Below are 14,901 nucleotides of genomic sequence, written 5' to 3' on the forward strand. Positions count from 1 at the left end.
AGGCCGACCACTATGCTTCCAGTAGTCGAGTTGAAGGAAGTCACGCACGCCTATCTGGGAGACCGCGAGGCTTCGCTTGCTATAGAGGATCTGAATCTCAGCGTCGGCCAAGGTGAATTCGTCAGTCTGGTCGGACCGAGCGGCTGCGGCAAAACAACGATTCTGTCGATCATCGCCGGGCTGCTGCAGGCTTCACGCGGTGAGGTGCTGCTCAGCGGACGTAAGGCCGCGGGACCTTCACCGGAAGTCGGCTATATGCTCCAGCAGGACTATCTGTTCCCCTGGAGGACGATTGAGGATAACGCGCTGCTCGGGCTGGAGCTGACCGGAAGGCTCACAGGAAGCTCGCGTGCCAAATCGCTGCAGCTGCTGGCCGATATGGGGCTGGAAGGCAAGGAGCAAGCCTATCCGGCACAGCTCTCGGGAGGGATGCGCCAGCGTGTTGCCCTCGTGCGGACACTGGCTACCGACCCCAGCTTGCTGCTGCTTGATGAGCCATTCTCGGCGCTGGACTACCAGATTAAGCTGCAGTTGGAGGATCTGGTCTCGGAGACGCTGATGCGCCGGGGAACCACGGCGATTCTGGTTACGCATGACCTGTCTGAAGCGATTGCGGTCAGCAGCCGGGTCATTCTGCTCCAGCCGAATCCGGGCAGAATCCGCAGGATTTTTGAGATTCCGGAAGCGATTCGCCGAACCCCGCCGCTGTATGCGCGGGACCTGCCGGGCTTTGCGGAGCTTTTTCACGAGGTATGGAAGGAAATGGAGCTGGCAGGGAGGGAAGAAATGTGAATACAGAAGCGCAGCCCCGTGAGACGGCTTCCCGTGCGCAGTGGCTGGAACAGAAGCATGCGGATTACAGGAAGAAGAAGCTGCGCCGCAAGAGTCAGGTGCTTATGGTCCGGAGCAGCCTGCTGCTGGTGTTCTTCGTGCTCTGGGAAGCCGGGGCCAGAATGGGCTGGATCGATGAGCTGTTGTTCAGCTATCCGACGAAGGTGTTCGGGCAGATCTGGGAGGACATGGTCAGCGGCAGTCTGTGGCCGCATCTGGGAATGACCGTGGGCGAGACCGCGGTGGGCTTCATTCTGGGCACCTTAATCGGGACGCTGCTGGCTGTCGTGATCTGGTGGTCGCCTTTTCTGTCCGCCGTTCTGGACCCTTATATGGTTGTATTCAACAGTATGCCGAAGGTGGCGCTAGGCCCGATCTTCATTGTAATGTTCGGGGCAGGCTTCACTGCTATCGTCATTACCACCTTATCTATTACTGTGATTATCACGACTCTGGTAGTGTACAACAGCTTTTGCAGCGTGGACCCGAATCTGGTCAAGGTGGTCCGCTCCTTCGGTGCCTCCAAAAGCCAGGAGTTCTGCAAAGTCATTCTCCCGGCGTCGTTCCCGGCGGTGGTCTCCACCCTCAAGGTGAATGTCGGGATGTCCTGGGTCGGCGTCATTGTCGGTGAATTTCTGGTTGCGAAATCGGGGCTGGGGTATCTGATTATCTACGGCTTTCAGGTGTTCAACTTCACCCTGGTCATGTCGAGCCTGCTCATTATTGCGGCTGTGGCTACTGCCATGTACCAGCTGGTGGTGTATGTGGAGAAGCTGCTGCTGTCGAGACGGTAAGAACCATGTCATATTGTGTCTCTTGGCAAAATCTTGTACCATGACTATATCTTTATCTGAATGATGAAGCTTAACGGTGTAGGAGAGATATTCACATGGGATTTCGTATTATTAAAACGGCGGCTGCAACTCTGCTGTCTATTCTGCTGGCAGCCGCCGCTGGTATCCCTAATGCCCAAAGCGCGGGATTGCTGGCCATTCTCGGGGTGGAAACGACCCGTAAAAGGAGTCTACGCACGATTTCGGCGCGCTTTTTCGCCTCATTGGTGGGACTCTTTTTGGGCTGTATTCTGTTTTGGGCCCTGGGCTTTCATTATTGGGTACTAGGACTGTATGTATTGTTCGGCTTCCCGCTGATCGTCAAAGCCGGCTTCAAGGAAGGGATCGTCACCAGCTCGGTAATTGTATTCCGCGTGTTTGGACAAGCTGATATCACGGTTCATATCCTGCTGCAGCAGGTGGAGCTGCTGATTATAGGCCTCGGCTCAGCCGGACTTGTGAACTTCATCTATATGCCGCAGACCGGCGGGATCATTGCGGGCATCCGCAAAGAGGTGGACGGCTACTTCTCGGTCATCTTCCGGCAAATGGCCAGAACGCTCCGTGATCCCGGCTATATCTGGGACGGGAAAGAGCTGATCGGGGCAGGGGAGGCTGTACAGAAGGGGTTGAGCGCGGCATCCAGGGAAATGGAGAATCATGTGATCCACCCGGATGAAGCCTGGAATGTGTACTTCTATATGCGTAAGGAGCAGCTGGAATCGATCCAGAATATGATGCAGCTGCTCGCGCAGGTCTATCGGCAGCTGCCGCACGGAGATATGGTGGCAGAGCTGTTCGACCAGCTTAGCGGCGATGTGCTGGCTGAGGAATATACCGGCCGGACCGAACGGCTGCTGGAGGAGCTGCAGCAGGAGTTCCAGGAGATGGAGCTGCCGGATTCGCGTGAGGAATTCGAGATCCGCTCCGCGATTCTGCAATTATGCCGCGAGCTTGCGCTGTATCTTAAGATTGCCAAACGCTATAAAAGCCCGGTGGAGCTGCGTCCGGCGAAGGACAAGCAGCCTGCGAAGGGCAAAGCGTAAGCAAATCCATGTAATTTAGGTGTCAGGTATTCACAATCCGGTGTAAAATAACGATAAGAAACATAAGCACCCTAAGTGAGCTTGTCTCTTAAGTTATGTCCAAAACCCAAGAATCTTGGTCTGGCAGGTGAGGAATATGAATAACAGCAATGATCAATATATCGGCAAACAGCTGGTAGCGAACCTTTTTAATCATAGCGGTGTATTTGTCTTGCCGGCATTGACCCTGCTCACCGGAGAGCATATCCGCCTGATTACGCAGCACAAGATCGTTCTGGAGCCGCAGGATGTGGTCCAGGTCGACAGTGCTGCATTCTATCAGCTGGCTGTGGATGACTGTACGGCGGCGATGGAGAGTATTTTTGAGCAGCTGCGCTATACGAAGACGAAGCGTCTGCCGATGATTGAGCTCAGGAATGAAGTGATCCCGTTCATCCAGCAGGTGAGCGAGAAGAATGATTTCTTTGGAATATTGTCTGCGCTGCAGACTAAGGATGATTATACATACAGGCATAATGTGGCTGTAGGCATCATCTCTACGCTGCTCGGCAAATGGCTGAAGCTGAAGCCGGACGAGCTGAGCATGCTGACGATTGCTGCGACGCTTCATGATATCGGCAAAATTATGATTCCGGCCGAGATCCTTACCAAGCCGGGTCCGCTGAGTGAGGATGAATATGCCCTGATGAAGAAGCACACTACCCATGGCTATGAGATGATCCGCGATACGGTGGGCACCAATCATATGCAGGCACTTGTGGCGCTGCAGCATCACGAACGGATGGACGGCAGCGGCTACCCCTTTGGCGTGCTGGGCCACCGGATTACGGATTTCAGCAAAATCGTAGCGGTGGCTGATATTTTCCACGCAATGACTTCGGACCGGTTCTACCGTACAGCCGCGCCGCTGTATGAGGTGCTCAAGCAGATGGACGAGAATGTCTACGGCAAGCTGGACCCGTATATCTGCAGTGTGTTCATTAATAAGCTGATGCAGTCGATGATCGGCAATGAGGTGCTCCTGACGGACGGGCAGATCGGCAAAATCATTATGATTCTGGCCCATGACCCGCTGCGTCCGCTGGTGAACATTGGTGAGGACTTCATCGATCTCAGCCGCCACCGGCAGCTTGGCATCGTACGTGTACTTTCCTAGCAGGGAGCCTGGCCCCTTCCCGGCTTAAGATGTTGGCACAACAAAAAGTAGCGGTTTTCCCGGTTCGGGGGAGCCGCTACTTTTTGTTAAATATAAAAATTTATAGGCTTTGCATCATACATTATCTTTCTATTTCTCGTTGAAACGGTGCCGTCCTTTTAAGGACGGCAATGCCGTTTCCACTTGTTTTTCGGGTCAGAAGACTCATAATGGACTAAAACCGGCAATAAAATGAAGCAAAGGGCTTCAGTTACGGCATCTGAGGGCTTACCCAAATTTATTTCTACTCTAACAATCAACAAATGCCCAGAACGTGCATACACTTGATAGTGAATGATTGTATGGAGGAGGTTCAAAGATGTCATTAAGCCATAAACGTCAAACAAGGGAGATCATTACGAAGGCAATTTGCGGCAAAGGTCGTAAGTTCTCTACAGCAACCCATACCGTGACTCCGCCACATCATCCGACTAGTATTCTGGGGGCTTGGATCATTAACCACCAGTACGAAGCGGTTGCCGCCGGGAACGGAATCGAAGTAATTGGTACCTATGATGTGAACATCTGGTATTCGTACGACAAAAACAAGCAGACCGAGGTTGCAAAGGAAACGGTCTCCTATGTGGAGCTTATTCCATTGTCGTACCTCGACCCGAGGCACCGTGCTTCCACGGCACAGGTCTCTGCGGAGGCAACGCAGGAACCCAATTGTGTGGAAGCCGGGGTATCGCCGGGCGGAGGCAGTGTGACACTCCGGGTAGAACGCGAGTTCGAGGCGGAACTGGTGGCTGAGACCAAGGTCCGCGTGTATGTCAGTGATCAGAGTGACGATCTGGAAGACAAGGATTATGATTTTGAAGGCGAGAGCTTTGATTACGATGATCTGGACCCTGACGCTCTGGATGATGAGCTCTAGGAAGGAATGCGCCGCTGCCTGAAGTACTGTGTGGGTTATGATCCATTATATGATGAGAGGGCAGCGGCGTAGAGGGCGAATGCCCTCTTTTTTTTAAAATACAAAAATATTTTTTTGAATGGTAAGGATGTAGGCTTATTGAGTATCCTTCAAGGCACAGAGATGCGGAGGGGGATGCTTGCGCTGGAGGCGCGGCAGCGACTGCCCGAAGCTTAAGCTGTAAGGGGATAGCGTTCTATTTCTCTCTGAAACGGTACCGTCCTTTAAAGGACGGCAAAGCCGTTTCCACTTGCATGATGAATTGGGGGTCAGGTTTCCTCAGCGGCTTATGCTCAAAGGGTATTGTCTGGTACAGGATGGTGCGCGAGGGGATACGGCCCTGAGGAATTTTCGTATGGGCGGAGGCATTAGACATGAATGAAGGGCTGAACGTATTCCGGCAGCTTGCGCCGGAGCAGATCGAACGCAGGCTCCGGCGCTGCGGGATTGAGGCCGACTCCGATTCTATCGCTAGAGGGTCGCGGCGACAAGATACAAGAGATCCCCATGCCCACTCGCATGGACAAGACCCCGCAAGCTACAGACAGCACTACCTTGTGCTCATTTTCAATCTGGCTGTGTTGGACTGCCAGCCGCTTGGAGCGGGAGCGGCTATGGGCGGGGTACTGGGGGCTGGATGGTTGGGGGGGAATGGGAGTGAGGGAGTTGGAGGTGGGGGGCAGGAGGTGTATGGGAGTGGTTCGGGAGTAGTTGGAGGGCAAGGGGAGCATGGGATTGTTGGGGTAGGAACTGGTGGCCTGGATGAGTATGAGAGTGGCGGGGGAGGAACTGGAAGGCAGGGTGAGTATGGGAGTAGTTCGGGAGTAGTTGGAGGGCAAGAGGAGTATGGGAGTGGTGGGGGAAGGGATTTGCGGGGGACTGCGGGGGTTCTGCGGACTACAGCGGTGCGGGCGCTGTATAGTCTGGGACTGGACAGCGGCGAGGTGGAGCTGCGGGCCATGGGCGGGCGGCGGTACATGGTGACAGGCATCACTCCGGTGATGCCTGATCCCGCAGGAGCGCTGCCTGAGCCGTACCGGTCAGCATCCGCAGCGCTTGCGCGGATGCTTGGCAGTGAGCAGCCGGGCCGGCCCGGGCTGCTCATGGGCATGGACCCGGAGTTCCTGCTGCTCCGGGAATCCACGGGCCGCGTCGTGCCGGCGTCGCGGTACCTGCCCATGGACGGCGTCGCGGGCTGCGACGCCGGACCTCCGGGAACGCGCGGCGTGTTCCCGGTAGCGGAGCTGCGCCCTGCGCCGCGCGGGGAACCGCGCGCGCTGCTGGCGCAGCTGATGTCCGCCGCACGCGAGGCGGACCGGCTCATTGCCGACCGCTCGCTGCGCTGGCGGGCGGGAGGTATGCCGCTGCGGGGCTGGGCCCTCGGCGGCCACCTGCACTTCAGCGGCGTCACGCTGTGTGCGCCGCTCCTGCGCGCGCTGGATAACTATCTAGCGCTGCCCTTGTTCCTGCTGGAGGACATCCGGGCTGCGGCCCGGCGTCCCCGCTATGGCGTGCTCGGCGATTTCCGCCCTCAGCCGCATGGCGGCTTCGAGTACCGGACCCTGCCGAGCTTCCTGGTCTCCCCGGTCATCGCCAAAGGCGCGGTCGCCCTGGCTCACCTGATCGTGAGCCATTATGAAGACCTGCCGCTGCGCCCGCTCGACCGGGAAGACCTGCATGCCGCCTTCTACAGCGGCGGCAAATCTCCTCTGCGCACAGCCTGGCCTCCCCTGGAGGCGCAGCTGCGCGCACTGGGCGGCTACGCAGCCGCCGCCCGGTGGATTGATCCGCTGCTGCGCGCCATAGCGGAGCAGCAGAGCTGGGATGAGTCGCGGGATATCCGCGGCTCCTGGGTACGGAGCGCGCAACTGCAGCCGCAGCCTCCTGCTTAAACCGCTACTCCCTCTCTCGTCTGTGATGATAGAAATTTATTGATTTTATGGGATGTTTACTCTCATAATTGTCACTGAAGGAGAGGGTTTTCAGTTGAGTAATCAGAATATCAGTACAACCGTTTCAGGAGATGTGATTGTAACCTGTTTGACAGGCAGAGTCAGTACAGAGGATGTACATGAATGGTTTGAAGGGTTTGAGCAGGTGTGCAGGCAGGTTATTGCTGACGGCCGGAAGTTTAAATTGCTGGTGGACCGCAAAGGATACACGCCGGATCATTTTTCAGTTCAAAGAGCGTGGAAAGATAAATTCTTTGATGAGTCCATATTAAACCACAGCATAGCCATAGCATTTCTCCTGGAGGAAGGGGAGATACTGAACCATTTACAGCAGTCTAACACCAAGGATTCCGTGCAATTTTTTGATGATGAAGAGCAAGCCATGATTTGGCTGGAGGCATATCCAACATAAAATCTTGGTTCAGCCAGTTTGCGCTTGCGCGACTGGTTTTTTAATATTAATGGCGTTAAGTCTATCTATTCTGGCACATAGGAACGTGAACCGCATGTATGCGAAACCGAGCACAACCGCGACACTCGCGCCTCCACCACCATCCATTTCTTTATCCTCAGGTACTAGGCTTTTCAACATATAATTCATTTGCTGTACCACACAGGTAAATGCTTTTTTACCGGCAAATTTCCCTCCCTGGCCCCACCCCGCGCCCGCTCTGCTGCACGCACCAGCTTTTAGCAGGTAACGATATGGTCGGAGTTTCTGCTATAATAGAGAACAGTATGAAGTAGGTATGGAGGTAGACGATGGCAAACTATACGCCGATGATTCAGCAGTATCTCAAAGTCAAGGAGGGGGCTAAAGACGCTTTCCTTTTCTTTCGTCTGGGCGATTTCTATGAAATGTTCTTTGAAGATGCGCTGCTTGCATCCAAAGAGCTTGAGATTACTTTAACAGGCCGCGATGGCGGGACCTCTGAAAAAATTCCGATGTGCGGTGTGCCGTATCATGCCGCCGAGGGATACATACAGCGACTGATCGAGAAGGGCTACAAGGTCGCGATCTGCGAGCAGCTGGATGATCCTGCCGTGACCAAAGGGATGGTCCGCCGCGATATCGTCCGGGTCGTAACACCGGGTACGGTGATGGACGGCAAGATCATTTCGGACAAAAGCAACAACTACCTCGTCTGTGTAACAGAGGAAGACGGGATGATGGCGCTGGCCGCCTGCGATTTGACGACAGGTGAGCTGTATGTCACCTCGGTACTCGCAAGCACTGAGTGGCTGCGCGATGAGATTGGTATCTATGAGCCTGCGGAGATTATCGGGGATTCGGCCCTGCTGGAGGAGCTGCGCAGTGAAGCTTCTCTGCTGGCCAAGCCTGTGGTCTATACGCCGTGGGACAAGCAGGAGGAGGCGCTGGCCCGCCGCCAGTTCGGCGAAGCGGCCTGGGTCCGGCTGGAGAAGGAGCGCGGCCGTGCTTTGGCGCTGCTGATCTCCTATTTCAGCGAGACCCAGCGCCGTTCCCTGGGGCAGCTTACCCAGATTTCACCTTATGAGCCGGGGAATTATATGATTCTCGATCCATTCACCCGGCGTAATCTGGAGCTGACCGAGACTGTCAGAGAACGCTCCAAAAAAGGCTCGCTGCTCTGGCTCCTGGACCGCACCGAGACCTCTATGGGCGGCCGCCTGCTGCGCCGCCGGATCGATAAGCCGCTCTTGCAGCGCGTGCCGATTGAGCGCCGTCTGGAAGCTGTCGATTATCTGTATAATCAGTTCATCGTCCGCGAGGACCTGCGCGGGGCCCTGAAGGAGATCTACGATCTGGAGCGGCTGGTCGGGCGGATTGCCTTCGGCAGTGCGAACGGGCGGGATATGAACGCACTCAGACTGTCCCTGGCCCAGATTCCTGCGCTGAAGGAGATGTGCCTGACCTCCGGCTCCTCCACGTTAAGAGAGATCGGCGCATCCATGGATGAATGCGCGGAGCTTCGTGAGGATATTGAACGGGCGATTGTGGAGGATGCCCCGGTGTCCGTGCGTGACGGCGGAATTATCCGCGCGGGCTACCATGAGCGGCTGGACGAGCTGCGGGAAGCCAGCAGCAGCGGTAAGCGCTGGATTGCCGAGCTTGAAGCGAAGGAACGCCAGGTGACCGGGATCAAATCCCTCAAGATCGGCTACAACAAAGTCTTCGGATATTATATAGAAATTACCCGCTCCAATCTGTCCTCGCTGCCGGAAGGCCGTTACGAGCGCAAGCAGACACTGGCCAATGCCGAGCGGTATGTCACCCCGGAGCTGAAGGAGAAGGAAGCGCTGATCCTGGAAGCCCAGGACAAGATGACCGATCTGGAGTACAGTCTGTTCACCGAACTGCGCGAGCGGATCAGCAGCCAGGTTCCGCGCCTGCAGGCTCTGGCCGAGAAAGTGGCGGAGATTGATGTGTATCAGTGCCTCGCGGCGGTCAGTGCGGAGCACCGGTTCGTGAAGCCGAAGCTGTCCGACAGCTATGATCTGCGGGTCGAAGGCGGACGCCATCCGGTCGTGGAAGCGGTGCTGAAGGATTCGGCGTTCATTGCCAACGGCAGCACACTGAGCAAGGACGAGGGCAATATCCTGCTGATTACAGGACCGAACATGGCCGGCAAAAGCACGTATATGCGCCAGGTGGCGCTCATCTGCATTATGGCCCAAATCGGTTGCTTCGTGCCTGCAGCCAGCGCCGAGGTGGCACTGATCGACCGCATCTTCACGCGGATCGGTGCAGCGGACGACCTGATCGGCGGCCAGAGCACGTTCATGGTCGAGATGGCCGACATTCAGGTCATGACCGAGAAAGCAACTGCCCGCAGCTTGATCATCATCGATGAGCTGGGCCGGGGGACCTCGACCAGCGAGGGGATGGCGATTGCCCAGGCGGTGATCGAATATGTGCATGATACCATCGCCTGTAAGGCACTGGTCTCGACGCATTTCCATGAGCTGGCCCATCTGGAGCAGAGCCTTGAGGGGCTGCGGAATTATTCGATGGCAGTTCAGGAGAGCGGCGACAAGGTGAACTTCCTCCGCAAGCTGGTGCCTGGGGCTGCAGACAGCAGCTACGGGATCTATTGTGCAAGGCTGGCTGGATTGCCGGAAGGAATTATCGACCGGGCCTACGGGCTGCTCCAGAGCATTGAGCAGGCTTCTCCGCCGGGCACCGCAGCGCTGAATTACGGCATGGGTTACAGTGACCGGAGCGGGACCGGAACAGTCATAGAGGAGAATCAGACTACCGCTGCGCAGACGCCGGATACCAGGGAAGGAGCTTCCACAGGCAGCGGGTCCTATTCGGTTGAACGCAACACGCAAGCTCCGGCACATCCGGACCTGTATCCCGAAGCAGCAGCTTCTGTGGCTGCCGGACAGCGGGAAACTGCCGTATCCCTTGCTTCTCCTGTAGAGGAAGAGGACAATGAAGTAGTGCAGCTGTCTATTTTTGGCGAGGAAGAGCCGCGTAAGCACCGCAAGGGCGGAGCAGCGGCACCGGCCGTCAAAGACAATCCCCTGCTTAAAGAGCTAATCAACGCCGTGCAAGGCGCGGATCTGATGAACATGACCCCGCTGCAGGCGATGGGCCTCCTGAATGAGCTGAAGCTGAAGGCAAGGGAGCTGTAGTTCAGCGGAACTGTTGGCGGCATTCTGTTTAACGTAAAGCACGCTGCGGACTGAGACGCTCTTATTTCTTATACAGTTATGCTTTTTGCAAGCTTACGGACACAGAGCCGCTTATGTCAGGCTATTTCACACCATCCTATTCGCTGGAGAGGAAATAAGCGCACTCCAGTCCGTTCAGACCCTAAGAGGGGTTGCATTAGTCCGAATAAGGCTTTTACAGTCCGTTAATGTTCAATTTGATCTATACCATAAATCAATGCGGGGTGAACGAATATGGCTAAAATTCATGTGCTGGATGAGCATATTGCCAACCAGATTGCTGCCGGGGAGGTTGTCGAGCGTCCTGCTTCTGTGGTGAAGGAGCTGGTCGAGAACGCGATCGATGCGGGCAGCACCCGTATTGAAGTCTCTGTGGAAGAGGGGGGACTGCAGAGCATCCGGGTGAAGGATAACGGCTCGGGGATCGAGCCGGAGGACTGCGAGACCGCCTTCTACCGCCATGCGACCAGCAAAATTGCCAGCGGCCGTGATCTCTTCCTGATCACCAGTCTCGGCTTCCGTGGAGAAGCTCTGGCGAGTATTGCAGCGGTATCGAAGCTGACCCTGCTGACCGCAAGCGGAGACGACGGGAAGGGACGGGTGCTGGACATCGAGGGCGGCAGGCTGATCCGTAATGAAGATGCAGCTTCCGGCAAAGGCAGTGATCTCACCGTGCGGGAGCTGTTCTATAATACGCCTGCCCGCCTGAAGTATATGAAGAGCATCCAGACCGAGCTGGGCCATATCTCGGATGCCATGTACCGGATGGCGCTGGCCCACCCGGATATCTCCTTCACCCTCCAGCATAACAGCAATCAATTGCTGCATACGCTGGGCAACGGAGACCTGCTGCAGGTGATTGCTGCTGTATACGGCACCTCAGCGGCTAAGGCCATGCTCCCTGTGTCGGCGGAAGATCCGGACTTCCGGATCTCCGGCTATATCAGCCGTCCCGAGTGGACACGCTCGAACCGCAATGCGGTGACGACGCTGGTCGGGGGACGTTACATCCGCAGCAACGGGCTGAACGCGGCCATCATGCGCGCTTACCATACGCTGCTGCCGATTAACCGTTATCCGCTGCTGGTCCTGAAGCTGGAGATGCACCCGTCACTCGTGGATGTCAACGTGCATCCCGCCAAGCTTGAAGTGCGCTTCAGCAAGGAACCCGAGCTGTACGGGTTCATAGAACAGCAGCTCCGCTCGCTGCTGATGGGCCAGAGCCTGATTCCGCGCCCCACCAAGGAGATCATCGGCGGCAAGAACAGCAGCTCCTTCATTCAGGAGCAATTCGCCTTCTCCAAAGGCGCAGCTCCGGGCAATATCCAGCAAGGCACGGAAGCGGGCGGTGCGGATATGTCAGCAGATCCGCGCAGCTACGGCCAGGGAATGCCTGGGGATGCTGGCATCGCAGCGGGCAACCAGCTGCCTTCCAGCGGACGGAGCGGCGCTCCATTCTCTGGCAGCGCTGGTCCATCAACGGACGCTGCAACTCCAGCCGCAGGCCCTTATGCGGCTTCCCAAGCATCCGGGAATGCCCAGCCTTATAGCGGCAGCAATGCACAGGAGCAGCAGGCCAGAGAGACGGCCGCTGCATACAGCGGCGGGAACGCCATCCAGGGTTCATACCGCCAGCCGTCCTCCGGCCCTCGCGACAGCTACCGCCCCCAGGCAGCTATGGCTGGCCGGGGGCAGCAGCAGGCAGCCGGGGAGCTGTACGCACCTGTTGAGCAGACCGGCACTGGTCTTCCACAGTTTCCCGAGCTGAATTATATCGGCCAGCATCACGGAACCTATATTATCGCCCAGAATGACAGCGGGCTGTATTTGATTGACCAGCACGCTGCACATGAGCGGGTGAATTATGAATTTTATTATGAGAAATTCGGCAAGCCTGAAGATGCCTCACAGGAGCTTTTGCTGCCGATTACGCTGGAGTTCACGCCTTCGGAGAGCAGGCAGCTTAGCGAACGGCTGCACTGGTTCGAGCAGGCGGGGGTTGTGCTTGAGCATTTTGGCGGGCAGACCTTCCTGGTCCGTTCTCTGCCGTACTGGTTCCCGGAAGGGGACGAAAAGGCGGTAATTGAAGAGATGGCAGAGTGGGTGCTGAGCGAAAGGTCGATTGACCTCGCCAAGCTGCGCGAGAAATCCTCCATTCTCTGCTCCTGCAAGGCTTCGATCAAAGCCAACCAGAAGCTTACAGAGCTGGAAGTGGAATCGCTCCTCACCAGGCTCGCGGCCTGCCGTCAGCCATATACCTGCCCGCATGGACGCCCGATCGTTGTGTCGTTCTCGGCCTATGATCTGGAGAAGCTGTTTAAGCGCGTTATGTAGTGGCTATATTGTACATTTATAGAGTGCAGAACGGAGGCAACATGATTATAACGACGGGCTTTGACCCGATACCGCAAGTGGTGGCCCGGGCCCGGGAGCTTGCGGACCGCACAGGCTGCGCCTATGCTCCGAGAGCGAAATTCTCGATGGGCAAGCTGGTGGAGCATTACGGGGACGAACAGATTCTGGTGGTTCTGCAGGAGGCCGTCCGGCTGATTACGCCGGGAATGCCGCCGATGGAATTCCATCCCAGCATGGGGTTTGTCCGCGCCAAAAGAATCTTAAGAGGCGAGCCGGACCCTATGATCGATGCCGCAGGCATGCTCCCCGGCGACAGCGTGCTGGACTGCACGGCCGGACTCGGAGCGGATTCGCTGCTGTTCGCAGTCACCGGAGGGGAGACCTCCAAGGTGACGGCACTGGAGAGCTCGCTGCCGTTGTATGCTCTCCTGCTGGAAGGGATGAGCGGGTATGTGTCCGGCCAGCTGAAGGTGAACGAGGCGCTGCGCCGTATTGATGTGCAGCACGGGGACCATCTGGAATATTTGCGGGCCCAGCCCGACAAGAGCATCGACATCGTATACTTCGACCCGATGTTCCGGGTGCCGCTGACGGATTCGGCGGCGATCTCGCCGCTGCGGCAATTCGCGAATCCTGCTGCATTGTCAGCTGATAGCGTGGCTGAGGCAACCAGGGTTGCGCGCAAGACGGTGCTGCTGAAGGAGAAGGCGCTGAGCGGAGAGTTCACCCGGCTGGGCTTCAAGGAGCTGCTGCGGGCCAATGCCAAAACATCGTACGGGGTGATTACCATTGACAACTAAGAAGAAACGCAAAGTGCTTGTACTGCTGGGTCCGACAGCGGTCGGCAAGACCAGACTGAGTCTGGAGCTGGCCGAGGCTCACGGAGCCGAGATCATCTCCGGGGATTCGATGCAGGTCTACCGCGGGATGGATATCGGTACGGCCAAGATCACGCCTGCCGAGATGAAGGGCATTCCCCATCATCTGATTGATATTCATGATCCGCAGGATGCCTATTCCACGGCTGAATTCCAGGAGCAGGGAGCACGGCTCATTGAGGAGATCAGCGCGAGGGGCAAGCTGCCTTTTATTGTGGGCGGTACTGGACTGTATATTGAGTCGTTATGCTACGGCTTCCGCTTCTCCGAAGCGGTGGCTGACGAGGCTTTCCGCGAGCAGCAGGAGGCCTACGCCGAGGAGCATGGAGCTGATGCCCTGCATGCCCGTCTGGCAGCGGTAGACCCGGCCAGTGCGGAGCGGCTGCATCCCAATGACCGCAGGCGGATCATCCGCGCGCTGGAGATTTTTCACCAGACGAACGTCCCGTTATCCGACTCGCTGGCCGGCCAGAACAAGGAGTCTCCCTATGAATTATGCCTGATCGGTTTGACAATGGACCGGAAAATACTATATAAACGTATTGAAGAGCGAATCGATCAGATGCTGGCGGATGGCCTCGTGCCTGAGGTGCAGCGGCTGCTGGATCAAGGCTACGGCAGGAGTCTTGTGTCTATGCAGGGTCTGGGCTACAAGGAAATTGCCGCCTACCTGGAGGGGGAGATGACGCTTGAGGAAGCCGTGGTGCTGCTGAAGCGTGATACCCGCCGGTTTGCCAAGCGGCAGTTGTCATGGTTTCGCCACATGAAGGAGATTCAGTGGATTGACGTCCTGGAGAGCCAAAACTTTTCTGAGAATTTTGCAAAATTAAATGGTATAATAGCAGGAAAGTTTCTTACAGGTCTTGAATATACTTCTGAACAATCTAATTGAACCATTGGGGGTACGTCATATGAACAAGTCCATTAACATTCAAGATACGTTCTTGAACCAGCTGCGCAAAGAGAATATCCCTGCTACAGTATATTTGACCAACGGCTTTCAAATCCGGGGAATTATCAAAGCGTTCGACAACTTCACCATTGTCATCGACAGTGACGGGCGCCAGCAGATGGTGTACAAGCATGCGATCTCCACGTTTACGCCGCAGCGAAGCGTATCACTGATGCAGGACAACAATAACGAGAATTAAGATTTTACTGTTTTGAAGCGAAACCTTTTTGTTTATAAATCGTTTGAATAGAGAGTGCGAGAGAGCAACCTGAGAAGGTTGTTC

The 14,901-nt window shown here is 56.3% G+C and carries 12 protein-coding genes; all 12 read left to right on the top strand.

All coding sequences use genetic code 11. The features are described 5' to 3' along the window. The first annotated feature begins 12 nt into the window (after positions 1-12). The 12 genes from MKX42_RS15760 to hfq all read left to right on the top strand — a co-directional run bounded on the left by MKX42_RS15760 (position 13) and on the right by hfq (position 14,817). A complete protein-coding gene (locus MKX42_RS15760) occupies positions 13-792 on the top strand; it encodes an ABC transporter ATP-binding protein (protein ID WP_340753306.1) in 780 nt (259 codons plus the stop codon). A gap of 80 nt (positions 793-872) precedes the next feature. After that, entirely contained in the window at positions 873-1,625 is a 753-nt protein-coding gene (locus tag MKX42_RS15765) for an ABC transporter permease (RefSeq protein WP_445322071.1), read from the top strand. Between the two features lie 95 nt (positions 1,626-1,720). Further along, a complete protein-coding gene (locus tag MKX42_RS15770; RefSeq protein WP_340753308.1) occupies positions 1,721-2,710 on the top strand; it encodes an aromatic acid exporter family protein in 990 nt (329 codons plus the stop codon). Between the two features lie 136 nt (positions 2,711-2,846). Beyond that, positions 2,847-3,866 (top strand): HD-GYP domain-containing protein, encoded by a 1,020-nt coding sequence (locus MKX42_RS15775; protein WP_340753309.1) that lies wholly within the window; start codon positions 2,847-2,849, stop codon positions 3,864-3,866. Positions 3,867-4,224: 358 nt separating this feature from the next. Further along, the gene (locus MKX42_RS15780; protein ID WP_340753310.1) at positions 4,225-4,782 is read left to right on the top strand and encodes an outer spore coat protein CotE; all 558 of its coding nucleotides are present in this window, start codon (positions 4,225-4,227) and stop codon (positions 4,780-4,782) included. A 413-nt stretch (positions 4,783-5,195) separates the two neighbouring features. Then, positions 5,196-6,713: a putative amidoligase domain-containing protein gene (locus tag MKX42_RS15785; RefSeq protein ID WP_340753311.1), complete on the top strand. Its 1,518-nt coding sequence runs from the start codon at positions 5,196-5,198 to the stop codon at positions 6,711-6,713. 52 nt (positions 6,714-6,765) lie between these two features. After that, positions 6,766-7,185: a SpoIIAA family protein gene (locus MKX42_RS15790; protein WP_340753312.1), complete on the top strand. Its 420-nt coding sequence runs from the start codon at positions 6,766-6,768 to the stop codon at positions 7,183-7,185. 350 nt (positions 7,186-7,535) lie between these two features. Then, positions 7,536-10,394, top strand: a complete 2,859-nt coding sequence (gene mutS / locus MKX42_RS15795) for a DNA mismatch repair protein MutS (RefSeq protein WP_340753313.1) — start codon at positions 7,536-7,538, stop codon at positions 10,392-10,394. Between the two features lie 273 nt (positions 10,395-10,667). Then, complete coding sequence (gene mutL, locus MKX42_RS15800) at positions 10,668-12,767, top strand: DNA mismatch repair endonuclease MutL (RefSeq protein WP_340753314.1); 2,100 nt, start codon at positions 10,668-10,670, stop codon at positions 12,765-12,767. A gap of 41 nt (positions 12,768-12,808) precedes the next feature. Further along, the gene (locus MKX42_RS15805; RefSeq protein WP_036724621.1) at positions 12,809-13,588 is read left to right on the top strand and encodes a class I SAM-dependent methyltransferase; all 780 of its coding nucleotides are present in this window, start codon (positions 12,809-12,811) and stop codon (positions 13,586-13,588) included. After that, entirely contained in the window at positions 13,578-14,558 is a 981-nt protein-coding gene (gene miaA / locus MKX42_RS15810; RefSeq protein ID WP_340753315.1) for a tRNA (adenosine(37)-N6)-dimethylallyltransferase MiaA, read from the top strand. Before MKX42_RS15805 ends, miaA begins: the two co-directional genes overlap by 11 nt. Positions 14,559-14,577: 19 nt before the next feature. Then, the gene (hfq, locus tag MKX42_RS15815; protein WP_036695479.1) at positions 14,578-14,817 is read left to right on the top strand and encodes an RNA chaperone Hfq; all 240 of its coding nucleotides are present in this window, start codon (positions 14,578-14,580) and stop codon (positions 14,815-14,817) included. The last annotated feature ends 84 nt before the right edge of the window (positions 14,818-14,901 follow it).

The organism is Paenibacillus sp. FSL R7-0204 (genome assembly GCF_038002225.1).
In the GTDB taxonomy this organism is placed as follows: Bacteria; Bacillota; Bacilli; order Paenibacillales; family Paenibacillaceae; genus Paenibacillus_AQ.